This window comes from Acinetobacter sp. 766875, assembly GCF_000582055.1.
GTDB classification, from domain to species: Bacteria; Pseudomonadota; Gammaproteobacteria; order Pseudomonadales; family Moraxellaceae; genus Acinetobacter; species Acinetobacter nosocomialis.
This window is the reverse complement of the sequence record NZ_JEXX01000001.1, coordinates 222522-245637: the sequence shown is the minus strand read 5'-3', so window position 1 is coordinate 245637 and position 23116 is coordinate 222522. Positions and strand designations below refer to the sequence as shown.

Genomic DNA, 23116 nt, shown 5'->3' with positions numbered 1-23116 from the left:
TTTTTCAAACTAAAAAACCGCATTCTTAATGCGGTTTTTTATGCTCCACATTATTGTTCTAAACATAAATCCTGCAATGAACTCCATGCTGCTTTGGCTAACAAGTCTTTATAGATTTTAGGGTCAGACTTTACACGTTTTGATAACCACGCACGACAATAACTTTCTGTAGAACCAATGACCAGTGACAGCAAAAGTTCATGTGGAATCATGTGGAATGCTTTAACTTCTTCAAAATCTGCAATCAAGCTGAATATCTTTTTGTTTCTACTTTTATTTTTTTGAGCAAGTTGTTGCTGTTCTTCCCCTTGCATAATATTGAAATGAGCAGTAATTAAGAATTTTGCAAATTCGGGTTGTTCACTTACCCAGTCTACATAACTATGAATTAAACCAAATACCACCTCTTGTAATGTTTTGGCCCGTTTTAAATATTCATCTCTTAGTGCTGTCTGGTCATCTAAAGCTGAAAAAAATAAAGCCGCGACGACTCCCTCTTTATTTTTAAAATGGTGATAAACCGCTCCAACACTCGTTTCTGATTTGGCACGAATCATTTCAATGCTGGTCGCTTCAATGCCATGCTCTAAAAAGCAATCTAAAGCATCTAACAATATTTGTCGTTTTAACGCAGCCCTTCTTCCGGGATACAAACGTTCTAATAAATTTTGAGCAGACACCATTTTGTATTCTCTGACCAGTCATCGGAGATATTTTGAATGACTTGACGCCTATTTGTAAACAGAACTATATTCTTTAACAGAATAATATTCTGTATTTTTTAAATTAAAGGAAAATTAATTATGGCAACAACATTAGAACTCTGGAATAAAGTCAGTGCTTTTCCTAAAGGAAAGTGGACTTTCTCTCGCATGCTGTGCCTAAAAGCACCCTATTTCGGCAGTATTTCACCTCTTTTTATTGAGCTAAAGCCAAATTATTGTGAAATTTCCATCAAAAAGAAGCGTTCTGTGCTTAACCATATTGGAACAGTACATGCAATTGCCATGTGTAATATGGCTGAACTGGCGGGGGGAACAATGACAGAAGTCACTGTCCCGTCCACTCATCGCTGGATTCCAAAAGGCATGACTGTTGAATATTTAAAAAAGGCAGAAACAGACCTTATTGCTGTAGCGGCACCTGTACACGCGAATTATGACTGGGAAAAGGCTGGAGAATATTTAGTTAATGTAGATGTTTACGACACTCACAAGACAAGGTATTCCATGCCACTATTACGATGTGGATTACTAAAAAGAAATAAAAAAAGCCCTGAACTCTCAGGGCTTTTTCATATTATTTTTTAAATGGGAAAGCATATTTTGCAATACGCCCGACCACTTGACCAAACTGTTTAACAAAGCTGGCATTGTTATAGTTCAAACCATATTTTTTACAAACTGCTTCAACTTTTGGAGCCATTTGACGATAACGACGAGCAGGAATATCTGGGAATAAGTGATGTTCGATTTGATGACTTAAGTGGCCAGACAAAATATGAAATGCTTCTGAACCTGTTAAGTTAGAAGAACCACGAATTTGGCGCATATACCAGTGTCCACGGCTTTCTTCCTGTAAAACAGATTTTGGAAATACTTCTGCATCTTTTGTGAAGTGACCACAGAAAATAATACTGAATGTCCAGATATTACGAAGACCATTAGCGACTAAGTTACCCGTAAATACTGGTAAAGCTGCTGGCCCTGCAATGAGAGGGAAGAAAACATAGTCTTTAAAAAGTTGCTTACCAATTTTTTTATTCACTGGTTTTAACTCTTCTAAAAATTGTGCCTTGGTCTTACGTTTATAAAGCACACGCCCAATTTCAAGATTCTGAATTGCTACGCCCCACTGGAACAATAAGCAAAATGGAATACTATAAATCGGTTGCAGTAAAAACCCTGGTTTCCAACGTTGCTCTGGGAATAAACGGAGTAAGCCATAACCAATATCATCATCAATACCTTTAATATTGGTATAAGTATGATGTTTATAGTTATGAGTTTGGCGCCAGTTATCAGATGTACCTACCGTGTCCCACTCATAAGTTTGGCCATTAAATTTTGGATCATTCATCCAGTCATATTGACCATGCATAACATTATGACCAAGTTCCATGTTCTCCATAATTTTAGAGAAACCTAATAGACCTGTACCCAAAATCCATGCTGGTGGGAACCAACCTGCAAATAAGCATGCTCGTCCTAAAAGACTGCTATAGCGAACGGCAGCATAAACACGACGGATATATTTTGCGTCTTTTTCACCCAAATCATCCAATACTTCTTGTTTGATCTGGTCAAGCTCTTTTGCAAATGCTTCAAGTTCTGCTGGAGTCAAATCGCGATTTTTAGGATTTTTAAAATATTCGACTTTCACTGGCATATTCATAAGAGGTCTCTCTTAAAGATCAATAACTAGATCGGATTGTGCTGAGTTCACACAAATCTTAAGTAACTGGCTTGGTTCTGTATTTTGACTACCATTTAGTAAGTTACGTGTAGAACCTTGCGTTTTACTACAAACACATTTATTACAAATTCCCATACGGCAACCGTGTGTTGGCTTAACACCTTCATGCTCTAGGCTCACCAAAATTGATTGACTCTTAGGAATTGCTATCACTTTATTAGACTGTGTTAATGTGACATTCACATAACCGACGTCATCTGCAGAGCTTTCATTAGTTAAACTAAATGCTTCAGTAAGCACGGCTGGCGCTTTTTCAAAAAGCTCTTCGACAGTTGAAACAAAGCCAGATGGACCACATGCGTAGACCGTGCTGTTTTCAATATCATCAACCAATGCAAGATGTTCAGCATTTAAGCGCTCATCATTTGGAGTTTCTTGTGTGTAAAACACCTGATAGCTGAAGTTTGGATTTTGCTCTGCTACTTGTTCGAAAAACTCTGTAAAAGCAGCATCAGAACGCTGTTTTACCCAATATAAAAGCTGAACCTGTACTTTTTCTAACTGCTGGCTTTGCTTAATTGCTGTAATTAAGCTCAACATTGGTGTAATACCACTACCCGCAGCCAACATAATTAATTTCGGTGTCTGGATATTTTGTTGCATGTCACCATAAGGCTGACCAAGCTCAAAAATATCACCAATTTTACTTTCGGCAATGAACCAGTTACTGACAATACCATCAGCAACTTTTTTAACGGTTAAACGTAAGTGCTCTGCGTCTACTTGCGTCAAGCTATAAGTACGTTCATAACGGCGGCCTGCAATTTCAACAATCACTGGATGATGCTGACCTGCTGCTCCCATTTTAACCAAACGGTTGCATTTTAAAGTAAGGCTCACAGTGTCATGAGCTACGAATTCTTTTTTTACAATTTGAACTAGTCCGTGCTTTACAGACCATAAAGGATTTATTTTTTGTAGCCAGAAACTCGCTATATCTTTATCAAATACAGCTTGTGTTAATGAATTGAATAGAGAATTTCTCTTTTCGATTGCTTGCATAACTGAGGGCTCTGTCGCTCTTTTTTAATTATTATACACATGTATATATATTTGTATATACACCTGTACTTTTAATTACAATTTCACAAGTTCCCTGTCTAACGCTATAATCCAGACAGTTTAAGAATATATTGAAAAGCATGACCCAAACCTCACTTTCTCAGAGCCCAAATGACACAGCCTCTTCACAAGATGTCATTGAAATAAAAACAGCAACGCGTTCTGTTGGAAGAAAAGCGACTATTACGAAAGACGAACTTTTTCAGGCTGCACTTAACCTGATTGGTCCACAAAAAAGTATCGCCTCATTAAGCTTACGTGAAGTTGCGAGAGAAGCTGGTATTGCACCAAATAGCTTTTATCGCCACTTTAAAGATATTGATGAATTAGCCATTTCACTCATTGACCGCGCTGGTATCGTTTTACGTAAGATTATTCGTCAAGCTCGTTTGCGTGCATCTTTTCAAGACAGCATTATTCGTAGTTCAGTAGAAATTTTTCTTCAGCAGCTTGATGCAGACGAAGGTAATTTAAGTCTGTTGTTACGCGAAGGCTTTACAGGTTCAGCTTCTTATAAAGCTGCGGTAGACCGTCAGCTCAACTTTTTCCAGCAAGAGCTACAAGAAGATTTAATCCGCCTAGAGCGCTTAAATAACAACCACCTATACCATCCGGAACTCGTTGCAAAAGCAATTACTCAACTGGTGTTTCATATGGGTGCTAAGGTGATTGATCTTCCAGTTCATCAACGTGCAGAAGTCGCAGAACAAACCATGATTATGATAAGAATGATTTTGGAAGGTGCCCGTCATCTAGACGAAGCAAAAATACGATAAATTCAACATAAAATGGTTTGTGATTTTACAAGCCATTTTTTATACAGATATACCAGTTTCTTGATAAAAATATAATTCGTAGATTGAAGCAACCAACATGCAAGAGTATAAGTAATTATTATTCTAGCAATACATACCCATATTTCCCCACGATATTTAGGGATTCACATGCAAAGTTTGAGTAATCGTCAAAGCCTGATTGCAAGTTATATTCTGATGGGCATTTTTTTGCTTTCGGTTATCCCCTTGCATCTCTTAGCAAGTTTTTTTGCTGGCTTTCTCATTTATGAAATTATTATTAGTTTAAGCTCTATTGTTGAACGTTATATTGATGGTCAAAGAGCTCGCATTTTTATTAGTATTTTACTCAGTATTATCACGGTTTCACTCATCGCCTTTTTCATTACAAGTTTAATTAGCTTTGTGGTTTATGACCTAAAAGGTGTAGGTATCCATAATATCAACAATAAAGTCGATCAAACGCTATTACACTTACAAACCGAAATTGGCAAATATCTTCCAGGTTATATTCCAGACAGCGTTACAGAACTAAAAGATGAAATTTTTGCGTTTATGAAAGATAACGTGACGACATTAAAAAATGCCAGTTCCGATATCTTACATAACTTCGTAACGATGATTATGGGCCTTATTATTGGTATTTTGGTGGCTATTCATGGCTTTCACCGTCGAACACCACAGCCTATATTTAAGTCTTTACTCATTCAACGTATTCAAAAGTTATCAATTTCTTTTAGAAACGTCGTTTTTGCTCAAATTAAAATTTCAGCAATTAATACGCTGCTCTTTATATTATTTGCGTTTGTAATATTGCCGATTTGGGGTGTTCACCTCCCTTTCGCCAAAACCTTAACCATTCTTACTTTTTTGTTTGGTCTCATTCCAATTTTAGGCAACTTAATTTCAAATACGCTCACTTTTATTGCTGCATTGACGGTTTCACTCGGTCTAGCAGGCGTTGCTCTGCTCTATCTCGTATTAGTACATAAGTTAGAATATTTTATTAATGCGAAAATTATTGGACATAAAATTAATGCCAATGCATGGGAAATTTTATTGGCAATGTTAATTTTTGAGTCAATTTTTGGTTTAGGTGGATTGATTGCAGCACCAATCTTTTATGCGTATTTAAAACTAGAATTAAAAGATGCCAGAATGATTTAATTAAATTTTACTCAATAAAAAAGCGCCGTAACGGCGCTTTTTTATGATTGCTTACTTATGGTTTAACCACCACGAGTACTTGAATTGCTTCCGGAGTTACAGTTAAGCCATCGAGTAAACTCAAGCCTTCTTTTTGTAACTTCTGTAAGCGCTCAATTTCGTCTTGACGAATACTTGGGTTGAACTGTTTTAAATAAGTTAAGCGGTCAATCTCATATTGCCATTTACTACCATAATGCTCTTTTGCCTGCTGTTGAAGCTGTGGCAAGCCGACTTTAGCAATATCAAGTGCTTGTCTATAACGCTCTTCAATTACTTCACGGCGAGCTTTAACCACTTGGCGACAGCTATTGCCATCTAAATGATGCAAATATGGTTTTAAAATGGTTGGATCAATCTTTTCAGATAAGTCCTGACCATTTTCACTTAACAACACGCGAATGAGCTGTTTCGGTAAGCTTGATGGCAAGTTCAAAGATTTTGGCGCAACTACATCAACTTTAAACCAAACTTCAAGTAATACAGAACCTTGCTTTAATGCATTTGACTTAAGAACAGCAACATTGGTACTACCGAAGGATTGGGTACGGATCATTTCCATTACACTTTCAATGAACGGATGCTCTAAAGTCAGGTATTGAGCGTCTTCACGCATTTGTGCTTGATCACGATAGAACGTCGCAGTCATGCCCTCTTCGTCTAGTGCCAAACCTTGAACTTGCATTTGGTCTGTTGGGCGAATAATAACAGTACCGTTACTTTGCTCATCAAAATCGATATTGGTTGAAGACATAAAACGCTTCACAAACATAGGTAATGTTGTGTTGTCATCGTAGTCTTCTAAGGCTTGAACAATTTCTTGTGCAACGATAGGACGACATGAGTTGTATTCAAGCAAGCGATCTCGACCAGCTTGTAACTCTGTTTCTAAAGCTTGACGTTGAACATTGACTTCTTCGAGTAAGTCTTCGAATGTTTGGCCTTGATCTGAAAGTAAGCAGTCTTTTAATTCAACAATAAAGTTTTCTTGCAGCGTTTGAGCTGTAGGAGAAATATTGCTAAAAATATTTAATGCTTCATTGTACCAACGGAACATACGCTCTTGAGCGGTGCCCATTAAGTAAGGTACATGAATTTGAATACGGTTTTCTTGACCAATACGGTCTAAACGACCAATACGTTGTTCTAAAACATCTGGGTTTGCAGGCAAATCAAATAAAATGAGATCACTCGCAAACTGGAAGTTACGACCTTCTGAACCAATTTCAGAACACAGTAAAATTTGAGCACCATAGCTTTCTTCTGCAAAGTAAGCAGCTGCTTGGTCACGCTCAAGTAAACTCATGCCTTCATGGAACATTGCAGTACGAATACCTGCATGCAAACGAAGTGCGCTTTCTAAAGATTCAACTACAGGGCCACTACGTGCAATTAAAAGAACTTTTTTATGTTTAAGTTCTTTACGTAGAATTTCCATTAACCATGGCACACGTGGGTCATTTTGCATCCATGATCCATCAATTTGTGCTTCTTCTGGCCACATTTGCTCACGTAGTTTACCGTCTTTTGACCAATCTTCTGGCGCTGGCAAAGGTGCTGGTTGGCAATCACGGCCTGGGAAACCTTGAATCGCTTCACGCGTATTACGGAATAAAATACGCCCTGTACCATGACGGTCTAACAACTCATGAATCGCTCTGAAACGTTGTTCAGGCTGATCTTCAATTGAATGACCCAATAAACCTTCTAAAGCAGTTAAATGCTCTTGAGTTAAAGGTTCATCTGACATCAATACTTCTGCAACTTGAGCAGTTTGCTGGTATTGCGCTTCTTCATCTAAGAAACGCTCTAAACTACTAAAGCGCTGCGGATCTAACAAACGTAAGCGTGCAAAGTGACTTTCTACACCAAGCTGTTCAGGTGTTGCTGTAAGAAGTAATACACCAGCCGTATTTTCAGCAAGCTCTTCAACTAAGTCGTAACGATCATTACCGCCTTCTTCTTCGCTCCACATTAAATGATGCGCTTCATCGACAACGAGTAAATCGAAACCAGCTTCTAGTGCTTGCTCACGTAAATCGTCATGGTCCACCATCAAATCTACACTGGCAATAATACATTGCTCAGTTAAGAACGGGTTAAGCTCTGGATCATGTTCTTTAATAGACGCAGTACGGGTTAAATCGAACAGAGAAAATTGCAAGTTGAAACGGCGACGCATTTCAATCATCCACTGATATTGCAGCGAATCAGGGACTAAGATGAGGATACGTTCTGAACGACCAGTTTTAAGCTGTTGATGGATAATCAAACCAGCTTCAATTGTTTTACCTAAACCTACTTCATCGGCAAGTAAAACACGTGGTGCAAAACGTTTACCGACTTCATGTGCAATATAGAGTTGATGTGGGATTAAACCAACGCGTGCACCAACCAAGCCGCGTAATGGACTGGTTTGCATTTGCGCTTGCATTAGCATGGCTTCAATGCGTAAGTCATACCACTCTTTATAATCGATCTGGCTTGCTAGCAAACGATCTAGAGGTTTTGATAATTGAATTTGTGCACCGATACGAGTTTCATTGAGCGCTTTACGTTCTTGTTCGCCATTTTCTAAGGTACGAACTACGTTGTAACGCAAAACGCCATGGCGATCTTCAACCGACTCAACAGTCCACTTTTGGCCTTCTTGATCTTGAACTTCATCGTTTGTGTTAAAGATGATACGAGATAATGGTGCGTTATTACGTGCATAGACACGCGTTTCATCACTCTTGGGGAATAAAATGCTGACAGATCTTTCATCTACATCAATAAGAACGCCTAAACCGAGCTCAGTCTCTGTATCTGATAGCCAACGTTGACCAATAGCATACTGCTGCAATTTTTCCACCTTTTTCTCAAGTTCGCACTACATATTGTACGATGCAAATTAGCTTATTTTTGCATCTTTTTATGTAGTCTTTAAAGCAAAATTTTGCAGCAGAAACCAATTAAATTATTTCGCTACAAAAATTACTCATTGAAAGTTTTTACATTAAAACGGTACAGGACAGTTAAACGTTAATGATTCCCCTGTGACAGGATGATTAAAGCTTAACTGTTTGGCATGCAAGCACAGACGAGGAACAAGTAATTGTTCAGGTGTTGCATACAATGTATCACCTACAATCGGATGTCCCAGATATTGCATGTGTACACGGAGTTGATGAGAACGTCCGGTAATCGGTGTTAATTTGACACGCGTAACCGGTTGTCCCTGAATCTGGAAATGTTCAATCGCCTGCCAATGTGTTAAAGCAGGTTTGTTATGAGAAGCATCGACAATATGTAAAGGTGGTCGTCTCGGGTCATAGACTACAGGGAGATCAACAGTTCCTTCGCCGTCTAGATGACCAGCAACTAGCGCTTCATATATTTTCGAAGTTTGACGGTCTTGAAATTGGCGTGCAATCGCACTTTGTCCACGCTTAGATAACCCAAAAACCAAAATACCCGAGGTATCACGGTCAAGGCGGTGAATGAGCAAAGTTCGTGGTTCAATTGCCACCAGTCTTGTCAAAACGCTGTCATGTAAATCACCTTTCCCTGGCACACTCAAAATGTCCGAAGGTTTATGAATCACCATAAAATCATCATCACGATAGATCAGATGTTCACTTAGAAAATCACTCAAAGTTGTATTCCCAAGGTAAGATGAAAAACAAGCGGGCAATAATAAAAAGCTTACGTCCGAATTACAATGCCGTTCGGGTAAATTAACAACAGAATTTGCAAATATTATGATTCAGTTTATGGCTAAAGCCGATTAGTGCTTCAATAACTGCATAATATGTTGCAACGTAGGTGTTTGCATCAGCTCTTCAGCACTTAGACTCGCCCCGTTCGCACGCCATAATTCCACCAGATAATTGACTCCAGCAGTGTCTAGACCATAGTTTCTTAAATCTATTTCGGGATGAATTTCCATTGGATGCCGCCCAACCTGTTCAGCAACTGCCAATAAAATTCCCTTATCGGACAACACCTGTGACGACGGTGCTCTTAAAGACCATAACCGCATTAAAGTCTGTGTGTTTATATGTTGAATGGAGTCAAAACTGATTTTTTCAATCCATTGTATATGCTGCTCTAAACTACTCGCCAAAATCGCATCATTTACAACGGCTACATAATCTGTAATGGATAAAACAAGCTGCATGACTTGCTTAAATAGCGGTGATAAATTTCCCGCCATTATCACTTGTGCTTGAGTGTTTGATGACAACTGTTGCCCAAGCTGTAACATGGTCTGTTGAAGTTGCGATGACTGAATCATCATGACTGGAATTTCGAGCGCTTGCGCTCTTTTGCTTAGCATTTCTAAATGATCGGCTAATGGTTGGTTCATCCAGTCAGGGGTATTTTCAAGTTCATTTAACCCAACCATGAGCAAAATACTATGCGTAGATTCAATAGGCCAATTTGAAGTACTTGCGGCTAACTGGATTTTTCGAGGTAAGGGATAAAACATTGTTCTCTACAAATATAAAAATAGCTCAAATTAAAAGGCCCGTTTAAAACGGGCCTTTTTGCCTACTTCATTTCAGCGAAGGTTTCTTTTGCAGCCTGAATCGTATATTCGATATCTTCATCTGAATGAGCAGATGAAATAAAGCCTGCTTCAAATGCTGACGGCGCCAAGTTTACACCGCGCTTTAACATACCATGGAAGAACTTTTTGAAAGCTTCAATATCACATGCCAACATAGAGTCAAAGCTTGTAATATCTTCTTGGTCGGTAAAGTAAAGGCCAAACATTGCGCCCGCTTGCTGAGTTTTAAATGGAATACCTGCTTCATCTGCTGCTGCTTGTAAGCCTGCAAGTAACTTTTCAAGTTGAGCCGATAATTTGCTGTAAAAATCCGGTTGACGTAAATGTTTGAACATTTCAATACCTGCGCGCATAGCAAGTGGGTTACCAGATAAAGTTCCCGCTTGGTATACACCACCTAAAGGTGCGATGCATTCCATGATTTCTCGCTTACCACCAAATGCACCTACAGGTAAGCCCGCACCAATAATTTTACCCAAAGTCGTTAAGTCAGGTTTAACGTTGTAAACTGACTGAGCACCGCCTAATGCAACGCGGAAACCAGTCATTACTTCATCAATAATGAATACAGATTTATATTCATCACACACATCACGAATCGCTTGTAAGAAACCATCAATTGGTTTCACCATATTCATGTTACCTGCGACAGGTTCAATAATAACACCCGCAATTTCATGACCAAATTTTGCAAAGCATTCTTTTAATGCTGCAATATCGTTATATGGTAGTGTTAAAGTGTGTTTAGCGAAATCAGCTGGTACACCTTTCGATGTTGGTTCACCCTCACCTTTAGTTAATAAACCAGAACCTGCTTTTACTAATAAAGAGTCAGAGTGTCCGTGGTAACAACCTTCAAACTTCACGATCTTGTCACGGCCAGTATAACCACGTGCTAAACGAATAGCAGTCATAGTTGCTTCTGTACCAGAGTTGGTCATACGTACCAATTCAATAGATGGCATGATTTCACAAATAATATCTGCCAGCGTTGTTTCATGTACGGTTGGTGCACCAAAACTTAAACCATCTTCTGCTGCTGTTTGCACAGCTTTAATAATATCTGGATGAGCATGGCCCAAAATCATTGGTCCCCAAGAGCCAACATAATCTACATAGCGCTTGCCATCTACATCCCATAAATACGCACCTTTGGCTTTCTCGATGAAAACTGGTGTTCCTCCAACGCCATTAAAGGCACGTACTGGAGAGTTCACACCACCTGGAATGTGTTTGCTGGCTTGTTTAAATAACTGTTCTTGCTTTGGAGATAAACTCATGGAAATGCTCGTCTTAAATATCTAAAAATAATTTTGAAAGCTTAAGAAAATAATTGTGCCCATGCTTGTACACGGGCAGGAATTTCAGCAGTTGATCGACCTAATATATCACTAATGACTGCGCAGAGGTCAGCTCCAGCCTCAATCACGGGTTTTGAGTTTTCAACTGTTAAACCACCAATTGCACAAATAGGTAAATTATAATGAGCTGCTGCTTGCCTAATCACTTCTATACCTACATTACCTGCTTCCGGTTTAGTCGCAGTTGCATACACAGCGCCAAAGGCAACATAAGTTGCGCCATCAGCAATTGCTTTTTGGGCAAGTTCTAATGAGTTTAGGCAAGTACGGCCAATAATGACGCTTTCTGGTAACTGTGATTTTGCATCGGTAATTTCACCGTCACTTTGTCCTAAATGCACACCTAAACCAAACTTTGCAGCCAGTTTTAAATCATCATTAATGACAAAAGGAACCTGATATTTTTCACATAAACCTTTAATCTGTTCAACTTCAGCAGGCTGATCGGCTTTGTCTACTTTTTTACGGCGGTACTGTAAAATTGCGATTTGATGGGTTGCGAGTGCAGCGTCTAGTTTTTCTAATAATAATTCGATTGGGTCATCATTGGTAATGAGATATAAACCGCGCATACTCTACTCTCGCTTTTGAAAACTTCGCTAGTATAACGGATTTATAAGTCATCATAAGTACCGATTGATATAGGCTTACCAGTACCAATCGGTATATTTAAAAAAATAAATAAATTAACTTGGAATTTTATCATGCTTACGATCAATCAAACTTAATCGACCCGTTGCAACATCCGAAAGCATTCGCCAATCAGAAATAAAGCTATAAAGTGGCTGTTTAAAGCTGGCAGGCTTATTTTTTTCAAACACAAAATGTCCAACCCATGCATTTGCGTAACCCGCTACCAAACCATAGAGCACATATTTAGCTTGTTTCTTACGAATCGCTTTTGAAAAAAAGTATAGACCAATGCTACTTCCCACCACATGTAAGCGTCTGCTCATAATGTTACGGTGTTCGGTTAAGTAAAAACGATAAAATTCCTGATAGTTTTTAATCGGTAACTCAAACTCTGGCTGAGTTTCATGGCTAAAGTTTACTGGTGCATTCACGATCATCTTCCTGATTTTTATTTGATCAAAACATCACCTGATTGTACACCTAAATAAAAGTGTAGCGTCATATGTTTGATTGTAACTTTCTCTATCAAAAACATTATTTTTAGCGCTAAGCTATTATACTTATTCAAGATAGTTTAAATACCTGATTCAGGGAGATCCATTATGGTTGAAGTTGAGCTTAAGTTTCAGTTACCTGAATCGAAGAAAAAAACTGTTCAGCAGTATTTAAAAAAGCATAAAGCGCAGCATATTCATTTACAGGCCAAGTATTACGATACACCAAATCGCCTACTCGCAAAAAATGGCATGGCTCTACGTTTACGTAAAGAAAATGATCTGTGGGTACAAACCTTTAAAGCCGCTGGCCAAAGTCATTTACATCGTGTCGAAGAAGAAGTTTTTTTAGGAAAATGCGATCAAGAACCTGACTTAAACCTTGAGTTATATAAAGACAATAAAGCCGTCACAGATTTGATTACTCAAGCTTTAGGCTCTGAAGTCGAAAAACTAAGCTTACAGTTTGAGACTGATGTACAACGTACCTATCATGTTTTTGAAGCAGATGACACGGCAATTGAAGTCTGTCTCGATGACGGCGTCGTAAAAACAGCAACAGCACAAAGCAAAATTTGCGAAGTTGAGTTCGAACTTAAACAAGGTGCAGTTAAAACACTTATTCAATTTGCTCAGCAATGGATTAATCGTTATGAACTTTGGCTCGATGTTAGAAGTAAAGCCGAGCGAGGTAATTTACTTGCATTGGGGCAAGCTGCTTCACCGGCTGTTCACGCAAAAAATCTGAACTTAGATAAAGACGTTTCAGCAGAACAGGCGCTCAAAAAAATTGTAGAAAACTGTTTGGGACAGTTCTTGCCGAATATGGCTGCAATTGCTGATGGTGTTGCCGACGCTGAACACATTCATCAAGCACGCGTGAGCTTACGCCGTTTACGCAGCGCACTTCACCATTTTGCAACATGGTCAGACGAGTTAAACCCTGTATGGGAAGAGCAAATTGCCGAACTGTTCCGTCAGCTTGGAGACACGCGAGACGAAGATGCCATTCGTACTGAAATTTTACCGATGATTGTGCAGCATGGTTCACCTGAACTTTTGCTACCTATTTCTGAGCAGCCATTAAAAGACCTAACCACACTGTTTAAATCTGCAGAAACCGTTAAGCTCGTGCTCGCATTACTGGCATTTGCTTATTCAGAAGAAGATAACCAAAACGCTAAAGGAAAATTGAAAAAACAGATAGAAAAAAGCTTAGACAAGTTACATCACCAAGTCATAAGTCATGCCGATCATTTCACAGAACTTGAAGTCACTGAACAGCACAAAATTCGTAAAAAAGCGAAGCAATTACGTTACTGTATCGAATTTATATCAAGCTTATATCCACGTAAAAATGTTCAGCAGTTTTTAAAAAAATTACAACCTGTGCAAAATACTTTAGGCCTTTATAACGACTTGTTTATTGCCGAAGATCTATTTAATAAAGCAACTGAACATGACCCGCATTTTTGGTTTGCATTAGGATGGATTAAGGCCAAACAGCCTTATTTACAAAATCAGTCTGCCGAAGCTTTGCAAAAATTTAAACAGGCAAAAATATTTTGGTAAGAATTTTAAAGTCGCGGCAAATATGTCGCGACTTTTTAGCGGTATTTACCAAATACTTTCCATACACCATTATCTGCTAATGGGTCGCTATAGCTATCACTACGCTGTTTTCTTGGCTTATCACGAGCGTCAACAAGTTTAAAGTGAGGCTCAACACCCAACACAATCCCATTGGTATAAAAACGTGAACGCGTATATTCACTTTGACCATGCTGGAATACATAAGTTCTTAAATCGATAAATTCACGGTGTGCAACTAAGGCTGCTGTGTCGTCACTCTGCAACCATTCTTGCATGGTAAATATCTGATCTGTTTCAAACTGCCCACATTTTTCAATAAGACTCGCCACACCACGGAAAGTTTTCGATTCTTTAGCACGTGTTTTATTAATCCGAATACGGTCCACATGAAAAAAGAATAAAGGTAAATTTAGATGGCTTGGTAAATGAATGGCATCTGGTAACTCATCTTCCATAAAAGGTTGAAAAAGCTCTTGTGCCCTTTCTATTAAATATTTCCATTGTTGATAATAGGCTAAGACTTCTTCTTGCAAACCATAATAAATTGGCAGCCCTTCGACATGCTCCAAATATTGGGGCGGAAAAACATGCTGACGTAATAAAGCAATGTCTGTTTTTAGACTTTGAACGGCAATTGCATCTTGCATATTATAACTCCCAATACTTAGGCTATTTACAGACTAAGGCAAAGGTTTTGTTTCCGCAAGGCTTTGCCTATAATAAGCAGCTCTATTTTTGCGGGAATAAGTCATGTCTCAAAAGATTAATGCAACAGATATTACTGAAGAAGAAGCGTTAAATGCTGTTTTCTTTGAGCGTGCGGATGAATTCATTAAACAAGCGAATGATTTTTGTCGCCCGCCTAAAGGCCAAAAACCTGATCCAGCTGAGCTTCGCGGTCAAGTGAGTGCTGCGATGTTATTTGCAACTGCCCGTTTTAATACATGGGTCGCTGCCAATAATTTTAAAGATGGCAATGAAATGCGTGATGCAAAAGAGCAAGTGATGTCTTATCTGCTTCAACAATTTCAAATGATGCTTGAAGATAACTTTGATGAGTACTGTGAACAGTTCGAAAACTATTTACGTTTCCGTAAGAATGAAGATTTTCATACTCACAAGCATGACCATGATCATTAATAAATTTTAAATACCCAAATAAAAAGCCACTTCATGTGACTTTTTATTTGGCAAGTCATTTATTGCTTTTGCGGTTGACCATATTGGTCAGCCATCACTTCAACGAGATTAGAAAGTTTAATATATTTTTTAATGACTGCATTCACATCAGCAACAGTTAGCTTTGTTAAATCTTGATCATGCTTAACACGATCCAGTAATGTTTTACCTGACTCAAGCTCAATATTTAACATACCGTGAATATTACGCTCATCCTCTAATGCAGTAACACGTTTTTTCATGAGATCTGCTTTAGCTGCTGCAAGCTCTTGCTCGGTAATACCATTGGTTAATAAGTCATTTAATACCTTATGAACTGAAGCAGAAACTTGTGCCGAACGCCCCGCCGTATAGTTTGCACTAATACTTAATGCACCCACATTGGTGTCCTGATCAAGTTGCAGTCCTGTTCCAAAACCATAAACTAATGCATTTTTTTCACGAAGCTCTTGAGCCAAACGCGAAGAAATTTGAGAATCACCTAAAATATAATTCATTAAAATTAAGGCAGATGCATCCGGATGATTTTTTCCAACCGGTATCGCAAGTACGCTTTGATAACTACCAAACTCACGTTGTTCAGATAAAGCATGTACTTGCTGAGCAGGAAAATCGACGTGTTGAATTAAGATTTTTTCATATGGTTGTTTACTGTTCCAACTACCAAACTCCTGATTTAATAGTTTTTTCATTTTTTTGGCATCAAATGCGCCGGTAATTGCAATTTGGGCATGGTTCATTGCAAAGAAATGCTGATATAACTCTTTGACTTGTTCTTGGGTCACATCCTTTAATTGTTTTTTGGCTAACTCAGGTTCAAAGTGGAAGCGTAAATCACCTGGCTGATATTCTTCAACTAAACGTGACAACGTTAAACCTGCAACTACATCAGGTTCTGTATAAGGTCGATCAAGACTAGATAAGCTTTGAGATTTAATTAAATCGAATTGAGATTGTTCAAATTTAGGGTTTTTCATAACCTCTAGAACAAACTTGAAGAATTCATCAAACTTTTCAGTTTTAGATTGAATATTAATGGTCATGCCATTGCCGTCGGCACTTGCATAAGCCGCGCCACCAGCATCAATCGATTTATCGGCAATATCTTGCAGGCTATATTTATCAGAACCGCGGAGTAATAAATACGAAGTTAAATCAACTACTGTGCCTTTATTAAATAAAGATTTTTCTGTACCAAAATCCATAGTAATGGTGGCATAGGTACGATCATCACGGGTTTCCACAGGGAACAAAGCATACTTCATTCCATTTTTAAGTTTTCCACGAATAATCTTTTTTTCATTACTCTCAGCATATTGCTTAGAAGTTTTTAAAAACTCGTTAACTTCTTGTTGATAAACTTTCGGGTCTTTTAAAGGTTCTGGTTTAACATCTGTCTGATCTAAAGTTTTAGGTTTATCTTTTGGGTCGAGTTGCAATGCTTTCTTTTGATCTTCAGGTGTCGGCAAAATATCGCCATCAATACGATGCCCAGCAATAAGGAACTGTTTTAAGGTTTGATTTACGTCATTGAGCTTCACTTTCTCAACTGCATCTAAATCTTTGAAATATTGATCCCACTGCCCACCAGCTACGCTGTAATCACTTAAACGAGATCCCAAAGCAACGGCGTCTTTATTGACTAACTCACTTTGTGTTTTCATTAAACTTTTTACACGTTTTAGCTCAGTCTCAGTAAAAGGTTTACCCTTTTCAATTCCAGAGAGCAAAGCGCTTTCTACTTTGTTGGGGTCGTTTTTAGGTGAGTAGACCGCCCCTAAAAATACAACATTAAAATCTTGGTCTAACCATGTTGATGCCTGAACATCTGTGCTAATGCCTGTTTCAACCATATTCTGGTACAAATGACCGCTTGGCTGCATGGTATATAACATAGGCGCTAAAGCCAGTGTAGGCTGAATTTTGACGTTTTTCCCATTCATATAAATATGAAATTTGGCTAAATCACTGCCCTTTTTCACCACAAATTCACGATTCTTTATTTTTGTAGAATCTAACACAGGCACCTGAACACGCTTAGGCACAGCTCGCGCAGGAATTGGACTAAAATATTGATCTATCGTTTTTAAAACATCAGTTTTATCAAACTTGCCTGAAATCACCATGACCGCATTATTAGGTGCGTACCAACTACGGTAGAACTGGTTCAATTCCGGCATTTTAATTGACTTAAGCTCTGGCAAATCACCAATCGGTAATCGTCCTAAATACTGGTTTCCATAAGCCGATTTCCACATTTGATCCATTAAAACAGCAAAAGGCTGATCCATACGGACTTCACGTTCACGCTTTACGATTTCAATTTCAGAAGGAACAAATTTTTCTTGTAAAACCAATTTGTCCATACGCTCAGATTCAAGATACAGTACTTGATCAAGTGCAGTTTTTTCTGGACGGACAATATTCGTGTATTTAGTTGAATAGTAATCCGTGCTCGCGTTCGTCATTAATGTATATTGATCTAAACGGCGTTGGAATTCTTCACCTTTTACATTTTGCGTGCCTTTAAAGGCCAAATGCTCAAGTAAATGTGCTAAGCCACCTTTACCTTGCGGGTCGTTTAAAGAACCTGTCAAATAGATGGTATTAATAAAGATTTTATTTTCTTTGTCATTCGGCGCAAGTACCACCCGAAAGCCATTATCTAATTTATATTCCTCAATATTTTGCTTACTTTTTACTAATGTTGTTTGTGCAAAAGACGCAGCACTTAAACCAAGAATACATAGGGAGAGAGTCAGTTGTTTAAACTGCATAAACATATAAATACCAATTAATTTGAATAATAAAAAATCAATAGTTGTGGGACTATAGTAGGAAATTTAAGCTGACATTAATAGTAAAGATTTGAAAAAAAAGCCGTTTATTTAAACGGCCTTATATTTTAAAGAAAAATTTCTGCTTGCATATAAAGTTTGCCATAGCCTGAAATTTCAATACGCTCCTGATTCAGCACATTACAATACAAAACGCCTCCACGGTTAGAAGCCTGATAAGCAGTAATATTATTTTTAGCGAGTTTCTCTGCCCATAGCGGTGCTATTGCGGTATGAATTGAACCTGTAACAGGATCTTCTTCTATACCTGCGACAGGAGCAAAATAACGCGATATGCAATCATAGTGTTGATCTGCTCTTGACGTTATTGCTACATCAAGACCACTGGTGGTAATCGCAGTCCGCTTACCTAAGGCTTTAAGCAAGTTCATGTCAGGCTTCTCATCCAATACATCTTGAACTGATTCATATTCAACAATGTAGGCTTGAACATTTTGATAAACCGCTTTAAACGGTTTTGTTAATGCTTGACGTAAAACAGCCGGATAATCTTCAACTTGATGAGCCTTACGAATTGGAAAATTCATTCTGATTTTGCCGTCTTCATCTTGATGAACGACAAATAGGCCTAAGTTTCGTACATGAAAATTAAGAGTCTTTTTCTCAGTAAAATCTTTAAATAATACGAACGCACTGGCAAGAGTCGCATGTCCACAAAAATCGACTTCAACTGTTGGAGTAAACCAACGAATTTCATAATTTTCAGAGTCTATAATTTTTACAAAAGCAGTTTCGGATAAGTTATTTTCAAGCGCTATCTTTTGCATTAAATCTGCATCTAGCCACTCTTTTTCAACTACTACAGCAGCAGGGTTTCCACGGAATAACTCTTTGGTAAAAGCATCGACTTGATACATTTTCATGTTAGTGCTCTCTTTCTTAATAAGCTCATTTTTAAAAATTATTTAAAAGAAAAACAGATACAGTTTTTTTAAAATTAACATCACAGTAGCAATTTACGCATATAAAAAAACGGCTCATCCAGATTGGATGAGCCATTTTAATATTAACTTTTAATGATGTTGAGTTAATTCAATTTCATCTTCGCTATTCATTATAGCTTTGTCGGTCTGCCCCATAAATTGGCTTGTAACTACACCAGCAGTCATTGAACCATTTACGTTTAATGCAGTACGCCCCATATCAATGAGTGGTTCAATTGAAATAAGAAGCGCAACTAAAGTTACAGGTAAGCCCATCGCAGGAAGCACAATCAGCGCAGCAAAAGTTGCACCGCCACCCACACCTGCTACGCCAATTGAACTTAAAGTGACAATACCCACTAACGAAGCAATCCACATTGGGTCTAGGGTGTTAATACCCATAGTTGGCGCAACCATGACTGCGAGCATGGCTGGATATAAACCCGCACAACCATTTTGTCCAATAGTGGCACCAAAAGAAGCAGAGAAACTTGCAATAGACTCAGGCACGCCTAAACGACGAGTTTGCGCTTCAATGCTCAATGGAATACTTGCTGCACTTGAACGACTCGTAAACGCGAATGTTAGAACTGGAGCAACTTTCTTGAAGAATTTAAGTGGAGAAACACCAGTCAGAGTCAAAATAATAGCATGTACGACAAACATAATCGCCAAACCTAAATAAGACGCCACCAAGAAACCACCTAGGTTCAAGATATCCGCAACATTTGAACTTGCCACAACTTTTGTCATGAGAGCAAAAACACCATACGGTGTAAGCGTCATTACTAAACGAACAAGCTTCATGACCCATGACTGTAAAGTCTGAATAGCCGTCAGAATACGTTGACCTTTTTCTGCATCATCTTTCATCAAGTTGAGTGCTGCTATCCCTAAAAATACAGCAAAGATAACCACGCTAATAATCGAAGTCGGATTTGCACCCGTTAACTCAGCAAAAGGGTTACTCGGAATAAAAGAAAGTATAAATTGCGGTACGCTTAAGTCTGTTACTTTACCCACATAGTCAGTCTGAATCGCGGTAAGTCGAGCTGTTTCTGCAGCCCCTTGTACCAAACCTTTGGCAGTTAAACCAAATAAGTTCGTCACAAATACCCCAACCAGCGCAGCGATGAGTGTCGTAAATAACAAAGTCCCGATGGTATAGAAGCTGATTTTTCCTAAAGAAGAAGCTTGGTGCAGCTTCGCTACCGCACCTAAAATCGAAACAAAGACCAAAGGCATCACGACCATTTGTAAAAGTTTTACATAGCCGTTACCAACAATATTAAACCAGCTAATAGATTCAGCAAGAATCGGATGGCCACCGCCATAAATCAAATGTAGTCCTAAGCCAAACACCACACCTAGAACTAAGCCAGCTAGAACTTTTTTAGACAAGCTCCAGTCCGTTTTACGTGTTTGGGCGAGTAAAAATATTAACCCGACAAAAACCACAATATTGATGATTAAGGGTATATTCATTCCCAAACTCCAACTTATTGCTTGTGTCATCTTTTAAGGGGGCATATTTGACCATAGCCGGCCTATATAAACTACCTTTTTCAACAATTTTCTAGCATGCAGATCATTACTGATCTGAATGAGAATATAAAATGACTTTTAAATACATATATATCACTTTTAAAACATAAGATAAGTAGGATATTTATGTATAAAAATTAAGCGCATTTCTGTATAAAGTTTTGCTCAATAAAACAAATAAATTGCTTTAAATTACTGCCCCATGTTTCAGGAGGCTGAGCAACCAAATAAGTAGTGAAATGTGCAGATTCAGTGTTAATTTCAAAACAACTTAATGAGACTTTATCGGCTACTTTGCTCAGATATGACTTGGGCAACAAAGCAAAACCGACTCCTAATTCTACACAGCTCACAATGCCATCGAGACTACCCATTTCCATAATTTGTGAAGGTGGAACACTATGATCATTTAAAAACAGCTCAATTGCATGCCGATAAGAACAACCTTGTCGAAATGCAATAAAACGAGTCTTTGCGAGGGTGGTAATGTCGGGAAAGTGAGTTTGTTGTTTTGGGCAAACTAAAACCAGTTGTTCTTGCCACACTGGAAAACTATATAACTCTGGAATTACATATTTAGAAGCAACAAACGCACAATCGACTTCTCCCTGTTGCACCGCGTTTAACAAATATCGGGTTGGGTGAGTTTGAAGCTCAATTGGTAAATTCGGATATTGCTGAATACATTGATTAAGCAATTGAGGAAGTCGTATAGCTGCTGTCGTTTCCATACTGCCCAAACGAATGGTTTCATTCGGGTCAATATCACCTTCTTGAAAAATTTTTTTCGCTTTATTATGCAGTGCGATCATTTGCACAGCATAACTATGTAGCTGCTGTCCTGCATTAGTTAATGTAACGGGGTTATGGCGATTTAATAAAACCACGCCTAACTCTTCTTCAAGCTTCTTCACATGACTTGTGATGTTCGATTGAACCGTACACATTTTTTGTGCAGCTAGTGAAAAACTTCCACTCTCTGCAACCGCTAAAAAAAACTCTAAAGACTTAAGCAACATACCACTATCTCAAAACAAGATAATTAACATCATATTAAATCATTTCTAATGATAAATAAACTCGCTTTTAATAATAAAAAAATTGAGAGACTTCCCATGTCTACGTTCTATCGAATGAGCCTGCTTGTCTTTTTAGCGACTTGCCTAGGAATTGGTATTTTTAGATTTTCATATACTGCGCTCATGCCGATCATGATTGTGCAATATGGATGGACTCATGATTTTGCAAGTTACTTAGGAAGTGCAAATTTATTGGGCTATCTGGTTGGCGCACTATTGGCACTGTTTAGCATTAAAGAAAAATCTATTCCCGCTTTGATCACAAGTTCGGCTGTCTTAGGCAGTTTAAGCCTGCTCTGCTGTTCGTTTATACACATGCCTATGGCTTGGTTTGTTCTCTGGCGTACTATTTCAGGTATCGCAGGTGGCCTACTCATGATTTTAGCACCTAGCTTTGCTATGAAAAATATTGCAATTAGCCAAAGACTTAAAGTTAATTTTTTAGGGTTTAGCGGTATTGGTGTGGGGGTGCTGTCTGCTACTCTCATTATTCCTGCACTCAAAAACATGTCTGTTCAATATGTATGGAGCATTTTTGCAGTACTCTCTATTATTGGCAGTTCCGTTCTTTTCCGCTTATTAAAATATCAGTCTACTCAGGCCGTACAAGTCACAACGCAAGCTCCTCAAAACTTCAAACACTCACGTTTGGGGCTTGTCATTATTATTGCTTATATGTGCAGTGCTTTTGCTTATATTCCCCACTCTTTGTTCTGGATGGACTACTTATCGGGAACCCTACACTTTCCCTTGCAACAACGAAATTTATTTTGGGTTCTTTATGGGGCAGGAAGCTGTATTGGCGCGTTTGTAGCTTATTGTTTAAGCCGCTTTACTGGTTATTTACAAGCCATTAAATGGCTATACGGTGTCTACTGCTTGGCAGTTGCTTTACCATTCTTTTCCCATGCTACTGCTTTACTCGCCTTATCGTCCTTTCTTACAGGTCTACTTACCCCAGCCACTGTATTTATTAGCTCTTATAGTCTGCTACAGATTTATGAGCAGCGTTATCAAAAAATCTGGAGCCTTGCCACCATTGGGTTTGCCAGCACTCAGCTATTAGGTGGCGTTGTTATTAGTACTTTACACCACTTGCATTGGTCTTATGCCCATCTGTTTTTAATGGGAGGCATTGTTTTGTTATTTGCATTGAGCCTTTTAATTCGTACCCATTCTTCCCTACCAAATTCTCTCGGAGAAACCAAACTATGAAAACTTTGTACTTTCCTCTCTTTTTAATTGTCTTTGTACTTATTATTCAGGCTTTAGACCAAAGCTATCAAAAGAAAATTGGTATCTCTAAACTCCAGAAACATCCAGAATTTATGCAATAAAAAAAGCCCCTATACATAAGGG

General features: G+C 38.4%; 20 protein-coding genes and 1 pseudogene. 7 read left to right on the top strand and 14 right to left on the bottom strand.

Annotated elements, in window-relative coordinates; all coding sequences use genetic code 11:
* Positions 1-50: 50 nt before the first annotated feature.
* Complete coding sequence (locus tag J576_RS01125) at positions 51-683, bottom strand: TetR/AcrR family transcriptional regulator (RefSeq protein WP_002052723.1); 633 nt, start codon at positions 681-683, stop codon at positions 51-53.
* 120 nt (positions 684-803) lie between these two features.
* On the opposite strand from J576_RS01125, the pseudogene J576_RS01120 reads away from it, so the two are divergent.
* Positions 804-1267 (top strand): annotated as a pseudogene (locus tag J576_RS01120) (hotdog fold domain-containing protein).
* Positions 1268-1299: 32 nt separating this feature from the next.
* Here the strand turns inward: J576_RS01120 and J576_RS01115 are convergent.
* Both J576_RS01115 and J576_RS01110 read right to left on the bottom strand, forming a co-directional pair.
* A complete protein-coding gene (locus J576_RS01115; RefSeq protein ID WP_002052591.1) occupies positions 1300-2394 on the bottom strand; it encodes a fatty acid desaturase family protein in 1095 nt (364 codons plus the stop codon).
* A 12-nt stretch (positions 2395-2406) separates the two neighbouring features.
* Entirely contained in the window at positions 2407-3477 is a 1071-nt protein-coding gene (locus J576_RS01110) for a ferredoxin reductase (RefSeq protein WP_002052943.1), read from the bottom strand.
* Between the two features lie 140 nt (positions 3478-3617).
* On the opposite strand from J576_RS01110, the gene fabR reads away from it, so the two are divergent.
* Positions 3618-4313, top strand: a complete 696-nt coding sequence (fabR, locus tag J576_RS01105; RefSeq protein ID WP_002052794.1) for an HTH-type transcriptional repressor FabR — start codon at positions 3618-3620, stop codon at positions 4311-4313.
* A 168-nt stretch (positions 4314-4481) separates the two neighbouring features.
* Positions 4482-5498: an AI-2E family transporter gene (locus J576_RS01100; protein ID WP_002052593.1), complete on the top strand. Its 1017-nt coding sequence runs from the start codon at positions 4482-4484 to the stop codon at positions 5496-5498.
* 55 nt (positions 5499-5553) lie between these two features.
* Here J576_RS01100 and rapA read toward each other — a convergent pair whose 3' ends face one another.
* From rapA to J576_RS01070, 6 genes are all read right to left on the bottom strand, one after another.
* The gene (gene rapA / locus J576_RS01095; protein WP_002052446.1) at positions 5554-8391 is read right to left on the bottom strand and encodes an RNA polymerase-associated protein RapA; all 2838 of its coding nucleotides are present in this window, start codon (positions 8389-8391) and stop codon (positions 5554-5556) included.
* 144 nt (positions 8392-8535) lie between these two features.
* Positions 8536-9174, bottom strand: coding sequence for an RluA family pseudouridine synthase (locus J576_RS01090; RefSeq protein ID WP_002052556.1), 639 nt, complete (start codon positions 9172-9174; stop codon positions 8536-8538).
* A 132-nt stretch (positions 9175-9306) separates the two neighbouring features.
* Entirely contained in the window at positions 9307-10011 is a 705-nt protein-coding gene (locus tag J576_RS01085) for a hypothetical protein (RefSeq protein ID WP_002052974.1), read from the bottom strand.
* Between the two features lie 62 nt (positions 10012-10073).
* Entirely contained in the window at positions 10074-11372 is a 1299-nt protein-coding gene (gene hemL, locus J576_RS01080; protein ID WP_002052888.1) for a glutamate-1-semialdehyde 2,1-aminomutase, read from the bottom strand.
* Between the two features lie 41 nt (positions 11373-11413).
* A complete protein-coding gene (gene thiE / locus J576_RS01075) occupies positions 11414-12025 on the bottom strand; it encodes a thiamine phosphate synthase (RefSeq protein WP_002052580.1) in 612 nt (203 codons plus the stop codon).
* A gap of 114 nt (positions 12026-12139) precedes the next feature.
* Positions 12140-12523, bottom strand: a complete 384-nt coding sequence (locus J576_RS01070; RefSeq protein ID WP_017398143.1) for an Mpo1-like protein — start codon at positions 12521-12523, stop codon at positions 12140-12142.
* Positions 12524-12688: 165 nt separating this feature from the next.
* On the opposite strand from J576_RS01070, the gene J576_RS01065 reads away from it, so the two are divergent.
* Complete coding sequence (locus tag J576_RS01065; RefSeq protein WP_002052436.1) at positions 12689-14152, top strand: CYTH and CHAD domain-containing protein; 1464 nt, start codon at positions 12689-12691, stop codon at positions 14150-14152.
* A 35-nt stretch (positions 14153-14187) separates the two neighbouring features.
* Here the strand turns inward: J576_RS01065 and J576_RS01060 are convergent, their stop codons facing one another.
* Complete coding sequence (locus J576_RS01060) at positions 14188-14820, bottom strand: hypothetical protein (protein WP_002052752.1); 633 nt, start codon at positions 14818-14820, stop codon at positions 14188-14190.
* 103 nt (positions 14821-14923) lie between these two features.
* Between J576_RS01060 and J576_RS01055 the strand changes: the two genes are divergently transcribed.
* Entirely contained in the window at positions 14924-15313 is a 390-nt protein-coding gene (locus J576_RS01055; RefSeq protein ID WP_002052603.1) for a DUF3144 domain-containing protein, read from the top strand.
* A 59-nt stretch (positions 15314-15372) separates the two neighbouring features.
* Here the strand turns inward: J576_RS01055 and J576_RS01050 are convergent, their stop codons facing one another.
* The 4 genes from J576_RS01050 to J576_RS01035 all read right to left on the bottom strand — a co-directional run bounded on the left by J576_RS01050 (position 15373) and on the right by J576_RS01035 (position 21697).
* Positions 15373-18135 (bottom strand): M16 family metallopeptidase, encoded by a 2763-nt coding sequence (locus J576_RS01050; protein WP_033855460.1) that lies wholly within the window; start codon positions 18133-18135, stop codon positions 15373-15375.
* Between the two features lie 122 nt (positions 18136-18257).
* A complete protein-coding gene (locus tag J576_RS01045) occupies positions 18258-19073 on the bottom strand; it encodes a PhzF family phenazine biosynthesis protein (protein WP_002052566.1) in 816 nt (271 codons plus the stop codon).
* A 150-nt stretch (positions 19074-19223) separates the two neighbouring features.
* Positions 19224-20618, bottom strand: coding sequence for an L-cystine transporter (locus J576_RS01040; protein WP_002052703.1), 1395 nt, complete (start codon positions 20616-20618; stop codon positions 19224-19226).
* A 197-nt stretch (positions 20619-20815) separates the two neighbouring features.
* On the bottom strand, positions 20816-21697 hold the full coding sequence (locus tag J576_RS01035) for a LysR family transcriptional regulator (protein ID WP_002052908.1): 882 nt from the start codon (positions 21695-21697) through the stop codon (positions 20816-20818).
* A gap of 96 nt (positions 21698-21793) precedes the next feature.
* Here J576_RS01035 and J576_RS01030 point away from each other — a divergent pair, with 96 nt between their 5' ends.
* Together J576_RS01030 and J576_RS19420 are read left to right on the top strand one after the other, a co-directional pair.
* On the top strand, positions 21794-22972 hold the full coding sequence (locus tag J576_RS01030) for a YbfB/YjiJ family MFS transporter (protein ID WP_002052455.1): 1179 nt from the start codon (positions 21794-21796) through the stop codon (positions 22970-22972).
* Positions 22969-23094, top strand: a complete 126-nt coding sequence (locus tag J576_RS19420) for a hypothetical protein (RefSeq protein ID WP_002052495.1) — start codon at positions 22969-22971, stop codon at positions 23092-23094. The genes J576_RS01030 and J576_RS19420 overlap by 4 nt, the downstream gene beginning before the upstream one ends.
* The last annotated feature ends 22 nt before the right edge of the window (positions 23095-23116 follow it).